This is a genomic window from Streptomyces sp. DSM 118878 (genome assembly GCF_052936595.1).
Genome location: NZ_CP193622.1, coordinates 3,512,123 through 3,531,889, shown reverse-complemented (window position 1 = coordinate 3,531,889; position 19,767 = coordinate 3,512,123). Strand labels below are relative to the sequence as shown.

The window sequence follows — 19,767 nt, the reverse complement described above, 5'->3', positions numbered from 1 at the left end:
AAGTGAGTCTTTGTAACTCTGGCCCCACCCACGGGATTTGGTCGTCGTCCGGTCGTCCTACTCCTCCACGAAACCCTCCTCGACCAGCCAGTCCTTCGCCACCTCGTGCGGGTCCCGGCCGTCCACGTCCACCTTCGAGTTGAGGTCACGGGCCACCGTGTTGTTCAGCTTCGCCGTGATGGGGGCCAGGATGTCCGCGATCTGGGGGTGCTTCTCCAGGGACTTGCTGTTGATCTCCGGGGCCGCGTTGTAGTTGGGGAAGAAGTGCTTGTCGTCCTCCATCGTCGTCAGGTTCATCGCCTTGATGCGGCCGTCCGTGGTGAAGACCTCGCCGTAGACGCACTTCCCCTTCGACGCCTGGGTGTAGATGATCCCGGTGTCCATCTTGGTGATGTGGGAGGAGGGGATGCTCATCCCGTACTCCTTCTGCATGCCCGGCAGACCGTCGTCGCGGGACGCGAACTCGCTCTCCACGCAGAGCGTCACCGCCCCCGGGTCCTTCTTCGACAGTGCCGTCACGTCCGAGAGGGTCTTCGTGTCGTACTTCTCCGCGTTCTCCGCGTTCATCGCCAGCGCGTAGGTGTTGTTCAGGGTCGCCGGGGCCAGCCATGTGACGCCGTTCTTCAGGTCCGCGTCCCGTACGGCCTGCCACTGCTTGTGCGGGTCCGTGATCGGGTCCGTGTTGCCCTGGTACGTGATCCACGCCGTGCCCGTGTACTCGTACATGGCGTCCGCGTCCCCGCTCTTCACCGCCTCGCGCGCGCCGATCGAGCCCTGGATGCCCGTGCGGTCGAGCACGTCCGCTCCGGCCGCCTTGAAGGCGATGCCCATGATCGCGCCGAGGACGAGCTGCTCGGTGAACTCCTTCGACGTGACCGTGAGATCGACGCCCTTCAGGGGCAGACCCTTGCCGACGGAGCCGGGCCGCACGTCGTCCACCATCGGGCTGCCGCTGGTGAGCCCGCAGCTCACGAGCAGGGCGCCCGCCACCACGGCGAGCGCCGTCGTACGCGTCGTGACCCTCATGTCCGCACCTCCAGACCGCGCGGGCGCAGGAACAGTTCGGCCAGGGAGGCCAGCCAGTCCACCAGCAGCGCCAGCGCGATCGTCAGGATCGAGCCGAGCATCAGGACCGGCATGCGCTGGTTCGTCATCCCGGTGGTGATCAGGTCACCGAGGCCGCCGCCACCGCCGAAGGTGGCGAGGGTGGCCGTGCCCACGTTGAGGACGAGCGCCGTCCGTACGCCGGCCAGGATCAGCGGTACCGCCAGGGGGAGTTCCACCTTGGTCAGGACGCCCACCTGCGACATGCCGATGCCGCGCGCCGCCTCCAGGAGCGTGGGGTCGTTCGCCTTCAGGCCCGCGATGGTGTTGGACAGGACCGGCAGGACCGCGTAGATGATGATGCCGATCAGCGCCGCCCGCTTGCCGATGCCGATCCAGATGACGAGCAGCGCGAGCAGGCCGATCGCCGGGGTCGCCTGGCCCATGTTGGCCAGGGCCATCGCCCCCGGGGCCGCCTTCCGCAGCTTCTTGCGGGTCAGCAGGATGCCGAGCGGGATGGCGATGATCAGGACGAAGAAGGTGGAGATCACCGTCAGTTCGATGTGCTGGCGCAGGCGGAGCCACACGTTGCCGTTCGCCAGCGCGTTCCGCGAGATCGAGTCCAGGTCCGCCTGCTGGAACCACACCCAGGTCAGCAGCAGGACCACCGCGATCACCGCGGGCAGGAACGTGAGCTTCTGCCAGCCGACCCGCCGCGGCTGCCGCGGCGGTGCCGGTGGCGGCGGGGCCTCCTGTTCGCCCTCGCCGATGTCGCGGAAGGCGAGGCCCTTGACCTCGTGCTCGCCCTCGGGGCGGTGTTCGTGGGGCCTCATGCCTTCGACTCCCCCGGGGTGCCCTCCTGGGCCTGGTGCGTCACCTGGGCCCGCTGTTCCTCCAGGTCGTGCTGGTGCTCGATGGCGTCGAAGCGGTCGGCCTCCAGCATCTCGTGCACGGAGTTCATCAGGGTCTCCATGTCGACCACGCCCGTGTACTCACCGCGCCGCCCGGTCACCGCGACCCGCCCCGCGTTGTCCGTGAGGACCGCCTCAAGGGCGTCGCGCAGCGTGGCGTCACGGGTCACCGTGTCGTGCACGAGGGTGCCCGCGCGGGCCAGCGAACCCCTGGCGCGCATCAGGTCGCCGCGCCGCAGCCACTTGTAGGGGCGGCGCCGCTTGTCGAGCAGGAGCAGTTCGTTGGTGCCGTGCGCGCGCAGGGCGTCGAAGATGTCCTGGAGCGGGGTGTCGACGGTCACCGTCGGGATGTCGGCGATCTCCACGTCGCGTACGCGGGTCAGGTTCAGCCGCTTGAGCGCCGCGCCCGCGCCGACGAAGCCGGAGACGAAGTCGTCCGCGGGGTTGGTGAGAATCGCCTCGGGGGTGTCGAACTGCGCGATGTGCGAGTGCTCCCGCAGGACGGCGATGCGGTCGCCCAGCTTGATCGCCTCGTCGAAGTCGTGCGTGACGAAGACGATGGTCTTGTGCAGCTCCCGCTGGAGCCGGATCAGCTCGTCCTGGAGGTGGTCGCGGGTGATCGGGTCGACGGCGCCGAACGGCTCGTCCATGAGGAGGACGGGCGGGTCGGCCGCCAGGGCGCGGGCCACGCCGACCCGCTGCTGCTGGCCGCCGGAGAGCTGGCGGGGGTAGCGGCCGTGGAACTCGGCCGGGTCGAGGCCGACCAGGTCGAGCATCTCCTCCACCCGCTGCCTGACCCGCGTCTTGCCCCAGCCGATCATCTTCGGTACGAGCGCGATGTTCTGGGCGACCGTCATGTGAGGGAAGAGGCCGGACGACTGGATCGCGTACCCGACCTTGCGGCGCAGCTTCACCGGGTCGATGTCGGTGACGTCCTCGCCGTTGATGCGGATGCGCCCGCCGGTCGGCTCGATCAGGCGGTTGATCATCTTCAGCGTCGTCGACTTGCCGCAGCCGGACGGGCCCACGAAGATGACCGTCTCGCCCGCCTTGATCTCCATGCTGACGCTGTCGACGGCCGGTTCGGCGCTGCCTGGATAGCGCTTGGTGAGGTTCTCCAGCTCGATCGTCGCCCCGGAAGTGGCGGAGACGGAGGAAGCGCGCCCGGCGGCATCGTCCGCCGTGGCGCCGGAGCCGTCGGCGGTGGTCTCGGACGTCTCAGACACGGATACCCCTCGGGATGGTCAGCCGGCCGATCAGGACGTACACGGCGTCGAAGAGCAGCGCCAGGATGACGATCCCGAGCGTGCCCGCGAGCACTTGGTTGAGCGCGTTCTTGCTGCCGAGCGAGCCGATGCCGCGGAAGATCTCGTTGCCGAGGCCGGGCCCCGACGCGTACGCGGCGATGGCGGCGATACCCATCAGCATCTGCGTGGAGACCCGGATGCCGGTCAGGATCGGCGGCCAGGCGATCGGCAGCTCCACCCGGACGAGCCGGGCGAAGCGCGACATCCCGATGCCCTTCGCGGCGTCGACGAGCGTCGGGTCGACGCCCCGCAGCCCCACGATGGCGTTGCGCACGATCGGCAGCAGGCCGTACAGCGTGAGGGCGACGACGGTCGGCGCCACGCCGAGCCCGACGACCGGGATGAGCAGGCCGATCATGGCGAGCGAGGGCACGGTGAGGATGGTGGAGGTGACGGTCGTGGCCACGTTGCCCGCCCACTCGCTGCGGTAGGTGAGGACGCCGATCACCACGCCGATGACGGTGGCGACGACCATGCACTGGAAGACGGCGCTGGCGTGCTGGTACGCGTCGATCAGCAGTTGCTGGTGGCGGCTGCCGAGGTAGTCCCAGAAGTTCACTGAAGTGCTCACCTCGTTCTTCCGGAGGGGACTCAGGGGTCTTCGGACGCCTGCTCCACCAGCGGGATGATCCGCAGCGGAACGGGGTTCTCCATGACGATCGCGGTGGAGGCCCGGACGATGCCATCAAAACCCACGACCCGGTCGATCACACGTTGGAGATCGGCGTTCGAACGGGCCACGAGACGGCAGAGCATGTCGCCGTGGCCGGTGATGGTGTGCAGTTCGAGGACCTCGGCGACGCCCGCCAAATGGGCGCGCACATCCGCCCCCTGGCCTTGTTTGATCTCCAGCGTCGCGAAGGCCGTGACCGGGTAGCCGAGCGCCGCGGGGTCGACCTCGGGGCCGAAGCCCCGGATGACTCCATTGGACTGAAGGCGGTCCATGCGCGCCTGCACCGTGCCGCGCGCGACGCCGAGCCTGCGCGAGGCCTCCAGGACCCCGATCCGGGGCTCTCGCGCGAGGAGCACGATGAGCCTGCCGTCCAGATGATCGATCGCCATGCGGCCTCCGGGGTGGTCATCATGTACAGATAGCCCGGCCATCCTGGTCCGTCACTGAGCAGTTTGACCACTGAAAACTCAAACTATTGCGCACCTTGTAAATCGGCGGGAGTCTCGGGCCATGACTGAGACAACCACTCACACCACCCCCGTGACCGCGCGCGAGGCCGATCCCTTCCCGGTCAAGGGAATGGACGCGGTCGTCTTCGCCGTGGGCAACGCCAAGCAGGCCGCGCACTACTACTCCACGGCCTTCGGCATGAAGCTCGTCGCCTACTCCGGACCGGAGAACGGCAGCCGCGAGACGGCCAGTTACGTGCTCGCGAACGGCGGCGCCCGTTTCGTCCTCACCTCCGTCATCAAGCCCTCCAGCGACTGGGGTCACTTCCTCGCCTCCCACGTGGCCGAGCACGGCGACGGCGTCATCGACCTCGCCATCGAGGTGCCGGACGCCCGCGCCGCGTACGCCTACGCCGTCGAGCACGGCGCGCGCGGCATCACCGAGCCGTACGAGGTGAAGGACGACAACGGCACGGTCGTGCTCGCCGCCATCGCCACGTACGGCAAGACCCGGCACACGCTGGTGCAGCGCACCGACTACGACGGTCCATACCTGCCCGGTTTCGTCTCCGCGAAGCCGATCGTCGAGCCGCCGGCCAAGCGGACCTTCCAGGCGATCGACCACTGCGTCGGCAACGTCGAGCTCGGCAGGATGAACGAGTGGGTCGCCTTCTACAACAAGGTCATGGGCTTCACGAACATGAAGGAGTTCGTGGGCGACGACATCGCGACCGAGTACAGCGCGCTGATGTCGAAGGTGGTCGCGGACGGCACCCTCAAGGTGAAGTTCCCCATCAATGAGCCGGCCATCGCCAAGAAGAAGTCGCAGATCGACGAGTACCTGGAGTTCTACGGCGGCGCCGGCGTACAGCACATCGCGCTCGCCACGAACGACATCGTGGAGTCCGTGCGCACGATGCGCGCGGCCGGTGTCCAGTTCCTCGACACCCCCGACTCGTACTACGACACGCTCGGCGAGTGGGCCGGTGAGACCCGCGTGCCCGTCGAGACGCTGCGCGAGCTGAAGATCCTCGTCGACCGCGACGAGGACGGGTACCTGCTCCAGATCTTCACCAAGCCGGTCCAGGACCGCCCGACCGTCTTCTTCGAGATGATCGAGCGGCACGGCTCGATGGGCTTCGGCAAGGGCAACTTCAAGGCGCTCTTCGAAGCGATCGAGCGGGAGCAGGAGCGCCGCGGCAACCTGTAGTCACCCCCGGGTGCGCCACTGGTGGTCGGGGAGGAAGCTCACGTCGTACTGCTCGGGGACGCTGCGGAACTTGGCGGGCTCCGGGACGAGCGGCCGGTGCGGCAGGCCGTGCTGCTCCGCGGGGGCGCCGAGGTTCTCGAAGAACCGCTCGAAGGTGCCGCCGGGACCCGCGGCGACGCCGACGACCTGGCTGTGGTGGCGCTCCATGCGGTAGGCGTGGCGGCAGTTCTTCGGTACGAAGCCGAAGTCGCCGGGGGTGAGCAGCTTCTCCTGCTGTACGCCCTCGGTGTCCTCGACGAAGAGCCGGACCGCGCCCTGGGTGACGTAGAAGACCTCGTGCGTGTCGGCGTGCACGTGGGCGGGGATGAGGTCGCCCTTGGGGCCCTCGACGGTGAAGAAGTTGAAGGTGTTCTCGGTCTGCTCGCCGCCCGCGTAGACGGTGATCAGGTCGCCGAACAGATGGGCGCGGTCGCCCTCGCCCTTCTCGATGAAGTAGGGCTTTCCGGGTTCCGCGGGGATGCGGGAGGTGGTGCGGTAGCGGGTGGCGTACTCGATGGTCATCGCTGCTCCTGGATCGGCGGACGTCAGGGAGGAACGTCAGGTAGCCTGACATTCATGAGGCCGATCGGGCAACTGTCGGCGCAGCAGTCAGTGAGGAAACATGCCGGCCACCCGCCACAACCTCCCCCAGCTTCTCGGCGACGCGCGCCGCTGGTTCGACGAAGGCCTGCTCGCCGCCATGGAGGCCGACGGCTCGGCCCCCGTGTCGCCCACGCAGGTGCAGCTCTTCGCCGTGCTCGACGACGAGGGCACCACCGTCTCCGAGCTGGCGCGCCGCATGGGCGTCACCCGGCAGACCGCGCACCAGGCCGTGCACGGCCTCGTCGCCGCCGGGCTCCTGGAGCAGGTCCCCGACCCCGCGTCCGCCAGGCAGCGGCTCATCAGGCGCACCGCGGACGGCGAGCGCGCGCACCGCACGGCCCACGCCGTCCTGGACCGGATGGAGGACACGCTCGCCGAACGCATCGGCAAGGACCTCGCCGACACCCTGCGCGCGGCACTCGAAGCCCCGTGGGGCCCGCCCGCCCCCTGAACCGAGCCGAGAGCCCGAGTCAGGCGGAGTCGTCCGAAGCCGCCCGGCGCTTCGACGGCTTGGGCTTCGGCTTCGGCATGGGGTCGGGCTTCTCGCCGGGCGGGGCGTAGACCTGGTCGGGCCCGCCCGTCGACGGCTCGCCGAGGCGCTTCAGGGCCGCCTTCGCGGCGGGCGCGGCCAGCGGCGAGAAGTGGGGGTTGATCAGCAGCGCCTCGCGCAGGTGGCGGCGCGCCGCCCCGGACTCGCCGAGCTGCCGCTCGATCTCGCCCCGGTGGTAGGCGAAGAGGGCGCTGCGCGGGCCCTTCTTGATCGCCTTGGTGACGTACTTCAGACCCGCCTCGCTGTCCCCGGAGCGGTGCAGCGCCCAGCCGAGCGCGTCCGCCGTCTCCGGGTTGCGGTGCACCGCGTACTCCGCCGTGAGCCGCTGCACCGCGATCTCCGCGTCCCCGTGGTCCGCCTCGTAGAGGCCCAGCACGCGCTGCTCGTTGACGCCGCCCGCGCTCACCTGCCGCACCCGCTCCCGCAGCATGGAGTACTGCGCCCGCGCCGCACCCCGCAGCTCCAGCGACTCGTACAGCTCGCCGAGCTCCAGGGCGTACTCGGGCAGCGGCTGCCTGGTCAGCGCCGAGCGGTAGGCGTGCAGCGCCTGTGAGGTACGGCCGAGCGCCGCGAGCGCGCGGCCCTTGCCCGCGAGCGAGGGGTGGTGGTCCGCGTCGGCGTCGAGCGCGGCCTCGTAGTGCCGCAGGGCCACGCGCGGCTCGCCCCGCTCCCACGCCATCTGCCCGACGCGGAACGAGGCCGCCGCCCGCTCCGCGGGGGTGCCGGCGAGCGCCGCGGCCGAGGAGAGGGCGGAGTTCGCGTCCTCGCGCCAGCCGCGGTCGCGGTAGAACCACCCGGCGCGCACCTTGACGGCGGAGCGCGGACCCAGGGCCTTCAGCTTGTCCAGGGCCTTGTCGGCGGCCTTGACGTCGCCGAGCCCGCTGTAGGCGTCGATCAGCGCCGGGTACACCGTCCACCGCTTCGGCGCCTGCCGCGCCGCCCGCTCGCCGAAGTCACGCGCGGTACGGAAGTCGTGCCGGACGTTGGCGAGCGTGGCGAGGCCCGTCAGCGCCTCCGGGTTCTTCTTGGGGCCCGACTCCAGCGAGGTCCGCAGCGCCTTCTCGGCCTTCGGGTAGTACCGGAAGTCAGCGGTCCGCTCACCCCGCGCCACATAGGCCGAGCCGAGCACCGCCCACGAGTGCACATCGCCGGGATGCGCCCGCAGATGCGTCTCGCGCTCCCGGATCAGCGCCGCCAGATCCCGCAGCGCGGCGGGGCTGCCCGCCCCCACGGCCTCCATCGCGCGCCCCGAGGGGCCGAGCGCGGGCCGGGCCGGATCGCCGCCGTCGGGCCACGAGAGCACCAGGACGCCGCCGAGCACGAGACTCCCCGCGACGGAGGCCACGAGCACATGCTTCATCGAGAGCTTCATGACGTCACTGTGCGTCAATACGAAGAGCACATTCCGGCAGGCGGATCGGCGTCGCACACGGGTTCACACCGATGGCCCCGAGTGCGAGGCTGTGATCATGAGCCGCACCCTCATCGAACTCCTCCAGGAGGGCCTGCCCGCCGAGGCGGTCCTCACGGACCCGGACGTCACGTCCGCGTACTCCCACGACATGGCGAGCTTCTGCGAGGCGGGCGTGCCCGCCGCCGTGGTGCTGCCGCGCACTGTCGAACAGGTGCAGCACGTCATGCGCACCGCCACCGAGCTGCGCGTCCCCGTCGTGCCGCAGGGCGCCCGCACCGGCCTGTCCGGCGCGGCCAACGCCTCCGAGGGCTGCATCGTGCTGTCCCTCGTCAAGATGGACCGCATCCTGGAGATCAGCCCCGTCGACCGCATCGCGGTCGTCGAGCCCGGCGTCGTCAACGCCACGCTCTCCCGCGCGGTCGGCGAGCACGGCCTCTCTTACCCGCCGGACCCCTCAAGCTGGGAGACGTGCACCATCGGCGGGAACATCGGCACCGCCTCCGGCGGCCTGTGCTGCGTCAAGTACGGCGTCACGGCCGAGTACGTCCTCGGGCTCGACGTCGTCCTCGCCGACGGGCGGCTCATGAGCACCGGACGGCGTACCGCCAAGGGCGTCGCGGGCTACGACCTCACGCGCCTCTTCGTCGGCTCCGAGGGCAGCCTCGGCATCGTCGTCCGCGCGGTCCTCGCGCTGAAGCCGCAGCCGCCGCGGCAGCTCGTCCTCGCGGCGGAGTTCGGCTCGGCCAAGGCCGCCTGCGACGCGGTCTGCAAGATCATGGAGGGCGGCCACGTGCCCTCCCTGCTCGAACTCATGGACCGCACGACCGTCAAGGCCGTGAACGCCCTGGCCGGCATGGGCCTGCCCGAGACCACCGAGGCGCTCCTGCTCGCCGCCTTCGACACCCCCGACCCCACGGCCGACCTCGCCGCCGTCGGCGCGCTCTGCGAGGCCGCGGGCGCCACCCAGGTGGTCCCCGCGGAGGACGCCGCCGAGTCGGAGATGCTGCTCCAGGCGCGGCGGCTCTCGCTCACGGCACTCGAAGCCGTCAAGGGCACCACGATGATCGACGACGTGTGCGTGCCGCGCTCGAAGCTCGCCGAGATGCTCGACGGCGTCGAACGCATCGGCGAGAAGTACGGCCTGACCATAGGGGTCTGCGCGCACGCGGGGGACGGCAACACCCACCCCACCGTCTGCTTCGACGCGGCCGACCCCGACGAGGGCAGGCGCGCACGGGAGTCCTTCGACGAGATCATGGCCCTCGGCCTGGAACTCGGCGGCACCATCACCGGCGAGCACGGCGTCGGGGTGCTGAAGAAGGAGTGGCTGGCGCGCGAGATCGGCCCGGTGGGAGTGGAGATGCAGCGCGCCGTCAAGGCGGCCTTCGATCCCCACTCGCTCCTCAACCCCGGCAAGTTGTTCTGAGCCCCTCCTCCGGAGCAGGCGTCCCGGCCGTCCCCGCCGCCCCCGCGGCGGCGGGGCTCACTCGCCGTCCGCGGACTCGTCCGAGGGCCACGGGTCCCGCGGCCACATCTCGTCGTAGCGGCCCGAGGTAGGTGCGAGCAGCTCGGCGAGGCCGTCGTCGATGCAGAGCCGCTCGCCCTCGGAGTCGGGAGGGACCACCCGCAGGGTGCGCTCCAGCCAGGCGGCCACCGGGGCCGCCGGAGCCTCCAGGAGGGCGTCGCCGTCCGGCGAGCTCAGCGCCATCATGACGACACCGCGGCCGTCCGCCTTCGTCGGCCAGACCCGCACGTCACCGTGGCCGCACGGCCTGAACACCCCCTCGATGAGCAGCTCACGGGCGAACGTCCAGTGCACGGGGCGCTCGGAGCCGATGTGGAAGGTGATGTGGACGGCGTAGGGATCGTCGGTGCGGTAGGCGAGCCGGGCCGGGACGGGCATGGCCCGTTCCGGCGACACGACCAGTTTGAGTTCGAGTTCGCGTTCCACCACGGAGTGCATGTCGGTGCGCTTCCTTCCCGGTACGGGGTCCTCGGGCGGACCCGTAAGAGTGGAGAGCGCGGAATCGCCGAAGCGTTACGCGGGTTCGGGGAAATTTCTCCGAACGAGCCCGAGAAGGCGACGGGTTGGCGGGCGCGGGGCTCGCGGGGGTTGTGTGGGGAGCGTGTCCGGAAAGCGGTCCGTAGGGCGGGAGGCGCCCGTGGGGACAGCGGGGTCTGATAGATGTGGACCCCTCAACAGACCCCCGAGCAGATACGGGACGACGGACATGAGCGCCCCAACTCCGGCCCCAGGCGACGACAGGCCCCGCGAAGGCTACTACCCCGACCCATCCATTCCCGGATATGTCCGGTACTGGAACGGTGCCGCCTGGGTGCCCGGTACGAGCCGTCCCGCGCCGTCCGACGGTGAACCCCTGCCGGCCCCGCCCGGCGCGGCGGCCACGGTGGCGCCCCCCGTCGAGGAGACGGGACCGCACTTCTTCGACGAGGACCCCGCGGTGGCCCCCGGCCGGCAGGACCCGCCCCCTCGGGCCGGCACCGAGGCCGGCCGGCACGGCGCGCGGCCCGAGCCCGCGTCCGCCTGGCAGGCCGACGCCACCCGGCAGGCGGGCCTCGGCGCCGAGCAGGAGCCCCGCCTCGCGTGGGGCGCCCAGGGACAGGCCGACCCGCGCGTGCCGAGCGAACCCGCGCCCGCCGCGGAGCCGGAGCCGCGCCAGGAACCGAAGCCGCGCGAGGACGAGAGCAACCCCGGGACCGTCACCATCCGTGCCGTGAAGCCGGGCGACGCGGCGCCCGGCGCCCCGACGCCGCCCACCGGCGAAGGCACAGTGACGTTCCGCCGCCCCTCGGGACCGGTGCGGCCGGCCGCCGGGCCCACGCCCGCCCCCTCGCCGGGCACCGAGGGCACCATGGCGATCCGCGCCCTCCGCCCGGGCTCGGCACAGCCGGGCGCGCAACCGGACGCGCAGCCGGGCGCGCGGGCGGAGATCCCGCGGGCGGAGGCACCGCGGGCCCCCGTACCGCCCCAGGCGTCGGCCCCGCAGCCGCCCCCCGTCACCCCGCAGCCGCACGTCCCCCAGCAGGGCGGTGCGCCGGCGCCCGTCACCTCGGGGCCCGGCGGCGGATCGGCCTCCTGGGCGCAGCAGGTGCACCAGCTCGCCGCGTCGGGGCCGGCGGCCGCACCGGGCGAGGCGCAGCCGGTCCTGCCGTGGAAGCCCGTGACCGAGGACCCGTTCCTCGCGGCGGCGCGGGCCCAGGCGTCGGCCAGGCCCGCCGGGCTCGGCAGGCGCTTCGCGGCGCGGCTCATCGACACCGTCGTCCTCGCCGCGGTCACCGGAGCGGCGGCGCTGCCGCTCGGCGCCGAGGCGGTGGACCACGTCGACGGCAAGATCGACGCGGCGAAGCTCTCGGGGGAGAAGACCACGGTCTGGCTGCTCGACGGCACCACCGCGGGCTACCTCGGCATCGTCCTCGCCGTCCTGCTGCTCTTCGGCGTGGTGTACGAGGCGCTGCCCACCGCCAAGTGGGGCCGCACCCTGGGCAAGAAGGTGTGCGGCATCGAGGTGCGGGACATCGAGGAGCTAGAGGTGCCGACGTTCGGGGCGGCGCTCCGGCGCTGGCTGGTGTACAGCGTGCCCGGCGTTCTGGTCATCGGCGTCGTGGGCGTCCTGTGGTGCCTCTTCGACCGCCCGTGGCGGCAGTGCTGGCACGACAAGGCGGCAGGAACGTTCGTGGCGGGATGACCCGGACGGCGCGCCCGACCGGGGTTATGGCACAGGTTCTAACCCGGTCAGCCGCTCGCCGGATGCGGAGTAGGGAGCGAAGCGGTCGACTCGGGCCATGAGCACCGAACCGCCGCGGTACCCGCCACCGGACGACGACAGCGACCCGTTCAGGAAACAGCCACCGCCCGGCGGCGGCTCTCCCTATGACACTCCGCCACCCTCCGGCGGCGGCTCCCCGTACGACACCCCTCCACCGGGCGGCGGCGCGCCTTACGGAGGGATGCCCCCGGGTGCGGGCGGCGGTGGGCCCTACGGCGGAGGGCCGGGCGGCTACGGCGGTCAGGATCCCCTCGCCGGAATGCCGCCCCTGGCCGACAGCGGAAAGCGTGTGCTCGCCCGCATCCTCGACATGATTCTGGTGGGCATCGTCGTCGGCCTGCTGTCCTGGGCGTTCGGCACGTCCGAGTACGACATCGACCCGGACAGCGTGAACACGGGTCGCTCGTTCGGCCAGTCGCTGCTGGCCGCCGTGCTCTACATCGCGTACGACACTTATATGACCGCCAAGACCGGGCAGACGCTCGGCAAGAAGCTGCTCGGGATGCGCGTCGCGAACCTCAACGACGGCGCGACCCCGAGCATGCAGACCGCGCTGGCCAGGGCGGCGGTCCTCTGGCTGCCGTTCGCCTTCTGCTGTGCCTGCGTCTGGACGGCGATCTGCGGCGGCTGGAGCTTCTTCGACAAGCCCTACAAACAGGGCCTGCACGACAAGGCCGCGAAGACGGTGGTGGTCAGCACGTAGGTCCGCTTCGGCGGTGGCACTCCCGGCCGGCGGGTCCGTGGACTACGGGCCCGCCGGTTCGCGTACGGATTCGGCGAGGACGGCGTGCTGGGCGGGCACGCGCCGCTCGGCGGGGGAGACCCCGGGCACGGCGCGCGCGGCGGGCGCCGCCGGACCGGGCTGCGGAACCGTCACCGCCACCAGCAGGCCGAGGCCGAGCGCGGCCACGGCTATCACCGCGACACCGACGCCCGACGCGGTCCGGGAGAGCAGCAGCATGGCGAGGGTGGAGAAGATGACGGTCAGCGAACCGTAGGCGATCTGTGCGGTGGTCGGACGTGGCATGGGACGAGGCATGACGTGATCCGTCCTCGGCAGGAATCCCCCCAGGCTTTTGACCAGGGGAGCGGATGCGGATGTGTGTACGGCTGTATACGAATCAAAGGGGGCCCGACGGTGGCGACTTGGGATGTGCCGCCGAGCGCTGTAGCGCACCGTCGATTGACTCTATGACGCTCCATGCCCGACAGGAACGGGCGGTAAGCGTGACCTAACCCACGGTGCCGGAGCATGGGGGGCGCACGGGTTCATGACGTCCATCAGGTGGACAGTGGACGCGCCCGTTGACCTTGCCTGAACAGGGCATGGCCTGTCCGGATACCGGATGTGCGGGCCTGCATAGTGCACTTGGCCTGCACAAGTCAAGGTCTGTCTTTTCTCCCGTACTTCCGGTCGAATGTCGTCACTTGTGACGCGTACATCGCGCGCGGACCTCCTCCGACCGGAATCACGGTCCGCCATTCGCGCGGGCGCGTGGGGAGGAACCGAATCAAGTGACAGCCAGAACACGGACGTTCAGAGCCACGGCGGTGGCCGTGGCGATGGCCGCTGCCGCCGCCACGTACTCGGCGGCCACGGCCTCGGCCTCGGCCGGGGACGGATCCCCGGGCGGGGCGCCGGCCATCGACCGGCAGGACCCGTCGCGGGCCAAGGCCGAGGTCGACCACGACCTCGAAGGCCCGTTCAGCAAGCAGCAGGCCCAGCAGCGCAAGGCGGCCCTCCAGCAGGTCGTCGAGGGCGACGCCAAGGTCCAGAAGCGGGGCGGCTCGCAGGTCGTCAAGCTCGACGACAAGAAGTACGTCGAGCTCGGCCGCGAGAAGACCGACAAGATCTTCACGATCCTGGTGGAGTTCGGGGACAAGGTCGACGACACGACCATGTACGACCCGGACGGCCCCGAGGGCCCCCAGGCGCCGGTCAAGAAGTACGGCGGCAAGCCCGGCCCGCTGCACAACAAGATAGCCAAGCCGGACCGCGAGAAGGACAACAGCACGGCCTGGCAGAAGGACTACAACAAGAAGCACTTCCAGGACCTGTACTTCGGCGAGGGCAAGGACAGCAAGGGCAAGGCCAAGCACTCGCTGAAGACCTACTACGAGAAGACCTCGTCCGGCCGTTACTCGGTCGACGGCGAGGTCTCCGACTGGGTCAAGGTCGACTACAACGAGGCCCGTTACGGCTCGAACTACTGCGGCGACACCAACTGCCCGAACGTCTGGGACGCGGTCAAGGACGGCGTGACCGCCTGGGTCAAGGATCAGAAGGCCCGTGGCCGTACGGACGCGCAGATCAAGGCCGACCTGGCCAAGTACGACCTCTGGGACCGCTACGACTTCGACAACGACGGCGACTTCAACGAGTCCGACGGCTACATCGACCACTTCCAGGTCGTGCACGCGGGCGAGGACGAGTCGGCCGGCGGCGGCGCCGAGGGCGAGAACGCCCTGTGGGCGCACCGCTGGTACGCCTACGGCAACGACGCGGGCAGCACCGGCCCCGGCAAGAACAAGGCCGGCGGCACCCAGATCGGTGACTCCGGCATCTGGGTCGGCGACTACACCATGCAGCCGGAGAACGGCGGCCTCGGCGTCTTCGCCCACGAGTACGGCCACGACCTCGGTCTGCCCGACCTGTACGACACCTCGGGCAAGGGCGAGAACTCGGTCGGCTTCTGGTCGCTGATGTCGGCCGGTTCCTGGCTCGGCACCGGCAAGGACGCCATCGGTGACATGCCGGGCGACATGACCGCCTGGGACAAGTTCCAGCTGGGCTGGCTCGACTACGCCAAGGCGAAGGCCGCGACGGAGTCCGAGCACAAGCTGGGCGTCTCGGCGTACAACACGCGCCACCGTCAGGCGCTCGTCGTCGACCTGCCCAAGAAGGCCGTCACCACCACGGTCACCAAGCCCGCCGAGGGCTCCAAGCAGTGGTGGAGCGACCAGGGCGACGACCTCAAGAACACCCTGACGCGCTCCGTCGACCTGACCGGCAAGGCCAAGGCCGATCTGTCGCTCCAGGGCTGGTGGGACATCGAGGCCAACTACGACTACCTCTACACCGAGGTCTCGACGGACAACGGCGCCAACTGGACGCCGGTGGACGGCACCGCCGACGGCAAGCCGATCACCCGCGACGCCGGTGACAAGCCCGCGCTGACCGGTGCCTCGGGCGCGTACAAGAAGCTGGTCTTCCCGCTCGACGCCTACGCGGGCAAGAAGATCGACGTCCGCTTCCGCTACTCCACGGACGGCGGCGCGGGCGGCAAGGGCTTCACGGCCGACGCCCTCGCGGTCACCGCGGACGGCACGAAGCTCTTCGAGGACGGCGCCGAGGGCGACGACAACGGCTGGACGGCGAAGGGCTTCTCGCGCATCGGCGAGTCCTTCACCAAGAAGTACGACCAGTACTACCTGGCCGAGAACCGCCAGTACGTCTCGTACGACAAGACCCTTGAGGTCGGCCCGTACAACTTCGGCTTCTCCAAGTCCCGTCCGGACTGGGTCGAGCACTACCCGTACCAGACCGGCCTGATGGTCTGGCAGTGGGACACCTCGCAGAAGGACAACAACACCAGCGCCCACCCGGGCCAGGGTCTGATCCTTCCGGTGGACGCCCACGCCAAGCCGATGAAGTGGAAGGACGGCACGCTCCTCCGCAACAAGATCCAGCCGTACGACGCGCCGTTCAGCAAGTACAGCACCGACTCGTTCACGCTCCACAACGCGGACGTGCCGCTGAAGCTGCTCAAGCGCAAGGGTGTCTCGGTCTTCGACGACCACAAGGGCACCTACTGGTACAAGGAGAACCCCACGGGAAGTGTCAAGGTCACTGACACCAACACTCAGATCAAGATCATCGAGCAGCCCAAGGACGGCTCGACGATCACGGTCCAGGTGGGCCCCTCCAAGAAGTAAGTAGCGTTTCCGCAGGTCAGACCATGATCGGCCGTCGCCCTCTAGCGGGCGGCGGCCGATCGTGTTTAGGTGCGTCGTGTGGTTCTCTTATTGACGCGGGGCCCGGCAGGGGCTCCCGCACGATGTCTCACCGGGGTGTGACGAAGCATGTCCGCAGGAGGTTTCTGCAAGCTGCCGAACGGCAGCGTGGTGGTGGCGCTGACCCTGCCGGGCCCGGCGCCGCGCGGCGGCGCGGTCCGGGTGATCGTCCACGCCGTCAACCGCGCAAGGGCCCTGACCAGGGTCCGCAACCTGGGCCTGCGAGCGGTCTACCTCCGGGGCAACGCCGAGCCCCCCACGCCGGACGAGGTCACGGCGGTCCTGCACCACCCGGACGGCCTGATATGGCGGACGGCGCCGGACGACGTACGGGAGCTGTGGCATCCGGTGCGGGCGCTGAAGAGACGGCAGGGCCTGGGCAGCCCGACGGGGGTATAAAATCAGCCCCTCCGGCGTTTGAGGAGCGGGGTCCGGGGCGGAGCCCCGAGGCGGTCAGACGACCGGCTTCCCGGTCAGCTCTACCCCGGCGGACCGAAGCTCCGCCAAGGCCGCTTCCGTGGTCGCCGCGGCGACCCCCGCGGTCAGGTCAAGCAGGACGGTCGTCCTGAACCCTTCCCTGGCCGCGTCCACGGCGGTGGCGCGCACGCAGTGGTCCGTGGCGACGCCCACCACGTCCACCTCGGTGATCTCCCTGGTCCGCAGCCACTCCGCCAGAAAGACCCCGTTCTCGTCGACCCCCTCGAACCCGCTGTAGGCGGCGGAGTACGCGCCCTTGTCGAAGACGGCGTCGATGGCGCCGGAGGCGACGGCGGGAGCGAAGTTCGGGTGGAAGCCGACGCCCTCCGTCCCCGCCACGCAGTGCGGCGGCCAGGAGTCGACGTAGTCCGGGTTGTCCGAGAAGTGCGCCCCGGGGTCGATGTGGTGGTCCCGCGTCGCCACCACGTGCCGGTAGCAGGCCGGGGCCTGGCCGATCAGCTCGGTGACGGCGGCGGCCACGTCGGACCCACCGGCCACCGCGAGGCTGCCGCCTTCACAGAAGTCGTTCTGTACGTCTACGACGATCAGTGCGCGGCGCATGGCGGATTCCCATCGGTGGAGTGACTACGAGCGTAGAGACTGCGGGTGCCCCGCGGGAAGAGGGGCTCAGACGTACTCGGTGGGGATGACCGCCTCGCCCCGCGAGAGCTGCGTCGCCGAGAGGGGCAGCCTGCCGCGCGCGGCGGCGTGCCGGTCGCGGACGGCGTCCAGCGGCTCACGGGCGATGACCTCACCGCCCTTGACCAGCTCGACGAGGAGCTGGTGGTCGGCGAGCTCGGCCGGCACGGCTCCGGTGCCGAGCACCTCGGCCTCGGCGACCCCGTACGCGTCGTTGCGCCGCGCGGCCCACTTCCGGCCGCCCATGGAGCTCTTGGCGCCCAGCGACTTCTTCGCCACGGGTTCGAGCGGGGCCCGGGGGTCGGCCGAGTGGGCGCGGGCCACCAGCTTGTAGACCATCGAGGCGGTGGGGTGCCCGGAGCCCGTGACGAGCTGCGTGCCCACGCCGTACGCGTCCACGGGCGCCGCCGCGAGCGAGGCGATGGCGTACTCGTCGAGGTCGGACGTCACGACGATCTTCGTCTCGGTCGCCCCGAGGTCGTCGAGCTGCTGGCGCACCCGGTGGGCGACGAGGAGCAGGTCCCCGGAGTCGATGCGCACGGCGCCGAGCTCGGGCCCGGCGACCTCGACGGCCATCCGGACGGCCTCGGTCACGTCGTAGGTGTCCACGAGCAGGGTCGTGCCGCGGCCCAGCGAGTCGACCTGGGCCCGGAAGGCGTCCCGTTCGTTGTCGTGCAGCAGGGTGAAGGCGTGGGCGCTGGTGCCGACGGTCGGGATGCCGTAGCGGAACCCGGCGGCCAGGTCGGAGGTGGTCGCGAAGCCGCCGACGTAGGCGGCGCGGGAGGCGGCCACGGCGGCCAGCTCGTGGGTGCGGCGGGCGCCCATCTCGATCAGCGGGCGGTCCCCGGCGGCCGAGGACATCCGCGAGGCCGCGGCAGCGATCGCCGAGTCGTGGTTGAGGATGGAGAGGATCACGGTCTCCAGGAGCACGCACTCCGCGAAGGACCCCTCGACCCGCAGGATCGGCGAGCCCGGGAAGTAGACCTCGCCCTCGGGGTAGCCCCAGATGTCGCCCGTGAAGCGGTAGCCGGAGAGCCATGCGAGCGTCGCCTCGTCGACGATGCCGCGCTCGCGCAGGAAGCCGAGCACGGCGGGGTCGAAGCGGAAGTTCTCGACGGCGTCGAGCACCCGGCCCGTTCCGGCCACCACGCCGTAGCGGCGTCCCTCGGGGAGTCTGCGGCTGAAGACCTCGAAGACGGAGCGCCGGTCGCCCGTACCGGCCTTCAGCGCCGCTTGCAGCATCGTCAGCTCGTACTGGTCCGTGAAGAGCGCCGTCGACGGAACATCCACCGGCAGCCCAAGGTCCGCTGTGTTCATGTGAAGGATGCTACCCCGCATCTCGTCACACTGACGATTTCCTGGCCCGTTTGTGCGGGGCCCCGTCAAGGGTGGCAGCATGGGGCAGGTGAGTACGGCTCCCGCAGAGATCACCCGCCCGGAATCGGACCAAGAGGCGCATGTCGTCCCCGAACCGGACGTTCCCTGGATCACGCTCGTGCACAACGACCCGGTCAACCTGATGAGCTACGTGTCGTACGTCTTCCAGACGTATTTCGGGTACTCGAAGGGCAAGGCCGACAAGCTGATGATGGATGTGCACCACAAGGGCAGGGCCGTCGTCTCCAGCGGTACGCGCGAGGAGATGGAGCGCGACGTGCAGGCCATGCACGGGTACGGCCTGTGGGCCACCCTTCAGCAGGACCGCAAGTGAGGGCCGCAAGGGCGGGGACCGCGGACCGGCGGGCCCGCCGGCGGCGGACGGACCGGAAGCAGCGACGCATCTGATGCCAGGACACTTCGAACCGATCCCCGGGGGCGGCGCGACCGTCGCGCTCGACGAGGTCGAGATCTCGATCATCCGCTCCCTCGCCGTGCAGCTCCTGGAGCTGATCGGCCCCGGGCCGGGCGGGGAGCCCTCGGACGACCCGCTCGCGGAGCTCTTCGCGGAGGGCCCGAGCGAGCCGCCCGCCGATCCGGTGATGCGGCGCCTGCTCCCCGACGGCTACGGCGGTCCCGGCAGCGAGCGGGGGGACGAGGACGAACTGCGGGCCTACTCCTCGGAGTTCCGCCGCTTCACGGAGAACGACCTGCGGGCGAAGAAGCGTGACGACGCCCTCGTGGTGATCCGCTCGCTCGACGCGGCGGCGTCGTCGGGCGAGGGCGAAACTGTCCTGAAACTGACGGTCGAGGAGTCCCGGCACTGGCTCGGCGCCCTCAACGACCTCCGGCTCGCGATCGGCACGCGGCTCGAAGTCGCCGACGAGGACGACGCCGAGCTGCTGTACCGGCTCCCCGATTCCGATGCCCGCAAGCCGATGGTGATGGCCTACCTCTGGCTGGGCGGACTTCAGGAGACGCTGGTCGGGACGTTGATGGGTTAGGTTCGGCGCAGAATTCGATGCAGCATGCAGCGAAATTTGTTGTAGTCGACAGCTTCTGTTCACACAGGGGGCTGTTCGCTCAGTGGATGCTCAAATCCGAATAACGATCGCGTCAAATCATTGCCCGCTTTTGCTGGCTATCCATGCTATTTGTCCGCTTTTCTTTGTGGCCGCCGCCACACGTGGCTGATTCCCTCACTCCTGCCACCGTGATAAATCTTCACGACCGCTCGGCGACGCCACCCATGTCGCCGCGGGCGCTCGGCCC

Annotated in this window: 20 protein-coding genes; 9 read left to right on the top strand and 11 right to left on the bottom strand. The window is 70.3% G+C overall.

Features of this window, described 5'->3' with window-relative positions; translation table 11 throughout:
- Nucleotides 1–57 precede the first annotated feature (57 nt).
- The 5 genes from ACRAKF_RS15530 to ACRAKF_RS15510 are packed head-to-tail and all read right to left on the bottom strand — an operon-like array spanning nucleotide 58 to nucleotide 4,324.
- Nucleotides 58–1,026 (bottom strand): glycine betaine ABC transporter substrate-binding protein, encoded by a 969-nt coding sequence (locus ACRAKF_RS15530; RefSeq protein ID WP_447037741.1) that lies wholly within the window; start codon nucleotides 1,024–1,026, stop codon nucleotides 58–60.
- Nucleotides 1,023–1,877: an ABC transporter permease gene (locus tag ACRAKF_RS15525; protein WP_447037739.1), complete on the bottom strand. Its 855-nt coding sequence runs from the start codon at nucleotides 1,875–1,877 to the stop codon at nucleotides 1,023–1,025. Before ACRAKF_RS15525 ends, ACRAKF_RS15530 begins: the two co-directional genes overlap by 4 nt.
- Nucleotides 1,874–3,181: a betaine/proline/choline family ABC transporter ATP-binding protein gene (locus tag ACRAKF_RS15520; RefSeq protein WP_447037738.1), complete on the bottom strand. Its 1,308-nt coding sequence runs from the start codon at nucleotides 3,179–3,181 to the stop codon at nucleotides 1,874–1,876. Before ACRAKF_RS15520 ends, ACRAKF_RS15525 begins: the two co-directional genes overlap by 4 nt.
- Nucleotides 3,174–3,821 (bottom strand): ABC transporter permease, encoded by a 648-nt coding sequence (locus ACRAKF_RS15515; protein WP_447041994.1) that lies wholly within the window; start codon nucleotides 3,819–3,821, stop codon nucleotides 3,174–3,176. The genes ACRAKF_RS15520 and ACRAKF_RS15515 overlap by 8 nt, the downstream gene beginning before the upstream one ends.
- 32 nt (nucleotides 3,822–3,853) lie before the next feature.
- Complete coding sequence (locus ACRAKF_RS15510; protein ID WP_355816871.1) at nucleotides 3,854–4,324, bottom strand: Lrp/AsnC family transcriptional regulator; 471 nt, start codon at nucleotides 4,322–4,324, stop codon at nucleotides 3,854–3,856.
- A gap of 121 nt (nucleotides 4,325–4,445) precedes the next feature.
- On the opposite strand from ACRAKF_RS15510, the gene hppD reads away from it, so the two are divergent.
- Nucleotides 4,446–5,594: a 4-hydroxyphenylpyruvate dioxygenase gene (gene hppD / locus ACRAKF_RS15505; RefSeq protein WP_447037737.1), complete on the top strand. Its 1,149-nt coding sequence runs from the start codon at nucleotides 4,446–4,448 to the stop codon at nucleotides 5,592–5,594.
- On the opposite strand, the gene ACRAKF_RS15500 is transcribed toward hppD, so the two are convergent.
- Entirely contained in the window at nucleotides 5,595–6,155 is a 561-nt protein-coding gene (locus tag ACRAKF_RS15500; RefSeq protein ID WP_447037736.1) for a quercetin 2,3-dioxygenase, read from the bottom strand. It lies immediately after the preceding gene.
- Between the two features lie 100 nt (nucleotides 6,156–6,255).
- Between ACRAKF_RS15500 and ACRAKF_RS15495 the strand changes: the two genes are divergently transcribed.
- Nucleotides 6,256–6,687 carry a MarR family winged helix-turn-helix transcriptional regulator gene (locus ACRAKF_RS15495; RefSeq protein ID WP_447037735.1) on the top strand — a complete coding sequence of 144 codons (432 nt, stop codon included), beginning with the start codon at nucleotides 6,256–6,258 and terminating at the stop codon, nucleotides 6,685–6,687.
- 19 nt (nucleotides 6,688–6,706) lie between these two features.
- On the opposite strand, the gene ACRAKF_RS15490 is transcribed toward ACRAKF_RS15495, so the two are convergent.
- Complete coding sequence (locus tag ACRAKF_RS15490; protein WP_447037734.1) at nucleotides 6,707–8,158, bottom strand: tetratricopeptide repeat protein; 1,452 nt, start codon at nucleotides 8,156–8,158, stop codon at nucleotides 6,707–6,709.
- A gap of 97 nt (nucleotides 8,159–8,255) precedes the next feature.
- On the opposite strand from ACRAKF_RS15490, the gene ACRAKF_RS15485 reads away from it, so the two are divergent.
- On the top strand, nucleotides 8,256–9,626 hold the full coding sequence (locus ACRAKF_RS15485; protein WP_447037733.1) for an FAD-binding oxidoreductase: 1,371 nt from the start codon (nucleotides 8,256–8,258) through the stop codon (nucleotides 9,624–9,626).
- Nucleotides 9,627–9,683: 57 nt separating this feature from the next.
- Here the strand turns inward: ACRAKF_RS15485 and ACRAKF_RS15480 are convergent, their stop codons facing one another.
- Nucleotides 9,684–10,163: an SsgA family sporulation/cell division regulator gene (locus ACRAKF_RS15480; RefSeq protein ID WP_447037732.1), complete on the bottom strand. Its 480-nt coding sequence runs from the start codon at nucleotides 10,161–10,163 to the stop codon at nucleotides 9,684–9,686.
- 268 nt (nucleotides 10,164–10,431) lie between these two features.
- On the opposite strand from ACRAKF_RS15480, the gene ACRAKF_RS15475 reads away from it, so the two are divergent.
- Both ACRAKF_RS15475 and ACRAKF_RS15470 read left to right on the top strand, forming a co-directional pair.
- A complete protein-coding gene (locus ACRAKF_RS15475) occupies nucleotides 10,432–11,907 on the top strand; it encodes an RDD family protein (RefSeq protein ID WP_447037731.1) in 1,476 nt (491 codons plus the stop codon).
- 97 nt (nucleotides 11,908–12,004) lie between these two features.
- Nucleotides 12,005–12,691, top strand: a complete 687-nt coding sequence (locus ACRAKF_RS15470) for an RDD family protein (protein WP_447037730.1) — start codon at nucleotides 12,005–12,007, stop codon at nucleotides 12,689–12,691.
- Nucleotides 12,692–12,733: 42 nt separating this feature from the next.
- On the opposite strand, the gene ACRAKF_RS15465 is transcribed toward ACRAKF_RS15470, so the two are convergent.
- Nucleotides 12,734–13,015 carry a hypothetical protein gene (locus tag ACRAKF_RS15465; RefSeq protein ID WP_447037729.1) on the bottom strand — a complete coding sequence of 94 codons (282 nt, stop codon included), beginning with the start codon at nucleotides 13,013–13,015 and terminating at the stop codon, nucleotides 12,734–12,736.
- Nucleotides 13,016–13,551: 536 nt separating this feature from the next.
- On the opposite strand from ACRAKF_RS15465, the gene ACRAKF_RS15460 reads away from it, so the two are divergent.
- Both ACRAKF_RS15460 and ACRAKF_RS15455 read left to right on the top strand, forming a co-directional pair.
- Nucleotides 13,552–15,924: an immune inhibitor A domain-containing protein gene (locus tag ACRAKF_RS15460; protein WP_447041992.1), complete on the top strand. Its 2,373-nt coding sequence runs from the start codon at nucleotides 13,552–13,554 to the stop codon at nucleotides 15,922–15,924.
- 147 nt (nucleotides 15,925–16,071) lie between these two features.
- Nucleotides 16,072–16,401 carry a hypothetical protein gene (locus ACRAKF_RS15455; protein WP_447037728.1) on the top strand — a complete coding sequence of 110 codons (330 nt, stop codon included), beginning with the start codon at nucleotides 16,072–16,074 and terminating at the stop codon, nucleotides 16,399–16,401.
- Between the two features lie 54 nt (nucleotides 16,402–16,455).
- On the opposite strand, the gene ACRAKF_RS15450 is transcribed toward ACRAKF_RS15455, so the two are convergent.
- Nucleotides 16,456–17,040, bottom strand: coding sequence for an isochorismatase family protein (locus ACRAKF_RS15450; protein ID WP_447037727.1), 585 nt, complete (start codon nucleotides 17,038–17,040; stop codon nucleotides 16,456–16,458).
- Nucleotides 17,041–17,106: 66 nt separating this feature from the next.
- A complete protein-coding gene (locus tag ACRAKF_RS15445) occupies nucleotides 17,107–18,435 on the bottom strand; it encodes a nicotinate phosphoribosyltransferase (RefSeq protein WP_447037725.1) in 1,329 nt (442 codons plus the stop codon).
- A gap of 79 nt (nucleotides 18,436–18,514) precedes the next feature.
- Here ACRAKF_RS15445 and clpS point away from each other — a divergent pair, with 79 nt between their 5' ends.
- Nucleotides 18,515–18,829: an ATP-dependent Clp protease adapter ClpS gene (clpS, locus tag ACRAKF_RS15440; RefSeq protein ID WP_447037724.1), complete on the top strand. Its 315-nt coding sequence runs from the start codon at nucleotides 18,515–18,517 to the stop codon at nucleotides 18,827–18,829.
- A 73-nt stretch (nucleotides 18,830–18,902) separates the two neighbouring features.
- Entirely contained in the window at nucleotides 18,903–19,499 is a 597-nt protein-coding gene (locus ACRAKF_RS15435; protein WP_447037723.1) for a DUF2017 domain-containing protein, read from the top strand.
- Nucleotides 19,500–19,767: the final 268 nt, after the last annotated feature.

What these genes read in the sequence shown, in the direction of transcription:
- ACRAKF_RS15460 (WP_447041992.1), top strand. Translation starts at nt 13,552, where the DNA reads ATGGCCGCTGCCGCCGCCACGTACTCGGCGGCCACGGCCTCGGCCTCG.
- ACRAKF_RS15480 (WP_447037732.1), bottom strand. Translation starts at nt 10,163, where the DNA reads ATGCACTCCGTGGTGGAACGCGAACTCGAACTCAAACTGGTCGTGTCG.
- ACRAKF_RS15500 (WP_447037736.1), bottom strand. Translation starts at nt 6,155, where the DNA reads ATGACCATCGAGTACGCCACCCGCTACCGCACCACCTCCCGCATCCCC.
- ACRAKF_RS15465 (WP_447037729.1), bottom strand. Translation starts at nt 13,015, where the DNA reads ATGCCACGTCCGACCACCGCACAGATCGCCTACGGTTCGCTGACCGTC.
- clpS (WP_447037724.1), top strand. Translation starts at nt 18,515, where the DNA reads ATGGGGCAGGTGAGTACGGCTCCCGCAGAGATCACCCGCCCGGAATCG.
- ACRAKF_RS15435 (WP_447037723.1), top strand. Translation starts at nt 18,903, where the DNA reads ATGCCAGGACACTTCGAACCGATCCCCGGGGGCGGCGCGACCGTCGCG.
- ACRAKF_RS15475 (WP_447037731.1), top strand. Translation starts at nt 10,432, where the DNA reads ATGAGCGCCCCAACTCCGGCCCCAGGCGACGACAGGCCCCGCGAAGGC.
- ACRAKF_RS15470 (WP_447037730.1), top strand. Translation starts at nt 12,005, where the DNA reads ATGAGCACCGAACCGCCGCGGTACCCGCCACCGGACGACGACAGCGAC.
- ACRAKF_RS15445 (WP_447037725.1), bottom strand. Translation starts at nt 18,435, where the DNA reads ATGAACACAGCGGACCTTGGGCTGCCGGTGGATGTTCCGTCGACGGCG.
- ACRAKF_RS15510 (WP_355816871.1), bottom strand. Translation starts at nt 4,324, where the DNA reads ATGGCGATCGATCATCTGGACGGCAGGCTCATCGTGCTCCTCGCGCGA.
- ACRAKF_RS15530 (WP_447037741.1), bottom strand. Translation starts at nt 1,026, where the DNA reads ATGAGGGTCACGACGCGTACGACGGCGCTCGCCGTGGTGGCGGGCGCC.
- ACRAKF_RS15455 (WP_447037728.1), top strand. Translation starts at nt 16,072, where the DNA reads ATGTCCGCAGGAGGTTTCTGCAAGCTGCCGAACGGCAGCGTGGTGGTG.
- ACRAKF_RS15525 (WP_447037739.1), bottom strand. Translation starts at nt 1,877, where the DNA reads ATGAGGCCCCACGAACACCGCCCCGAGGGCGAGCACGAGGTCAAGGGC.
- ACRAKF_RS15490 (WP_447037734.1), bottom strand. Translation starts at nt 8,158, where the DNA reads ATGAAGCTCTCGATGAAGCATGTGCTCGTGGCCTCCGTCGCGGGGAGT.
- ACRAKF_RS15495 (WP_447037735.1), top strand. Translation starts at nt 6,256, where the DNA reads ATGCCGGCCACCCGCCACAACCTCCCCCAGCTTCTCGGCGACGCGCGC.
- hppD (WP_447037737.1), top strand. Translation starts at nt 4,446, where the DNA reads ATGACTGAGACAACCACTCACACCACCCCCGTGACCGCGCGCGAGGCC.
- ACRAKF_RS15450 (WP_447037727.1), bottom strand. Translation starts at nt 17,040, where the DNA reads ATGCGCCGCGCACTGATCGTCGTAGACGTACAGAACGACTTCTGTGAA.
- ACRAKF_RS15485 (WP_447037733.1), top strand. Translation starts at nt 8,256, where the DNA reads ATGAGCCGCACCCTCATCGAACTCCTCCAGGAGGGCCTGCCCGCCGAG.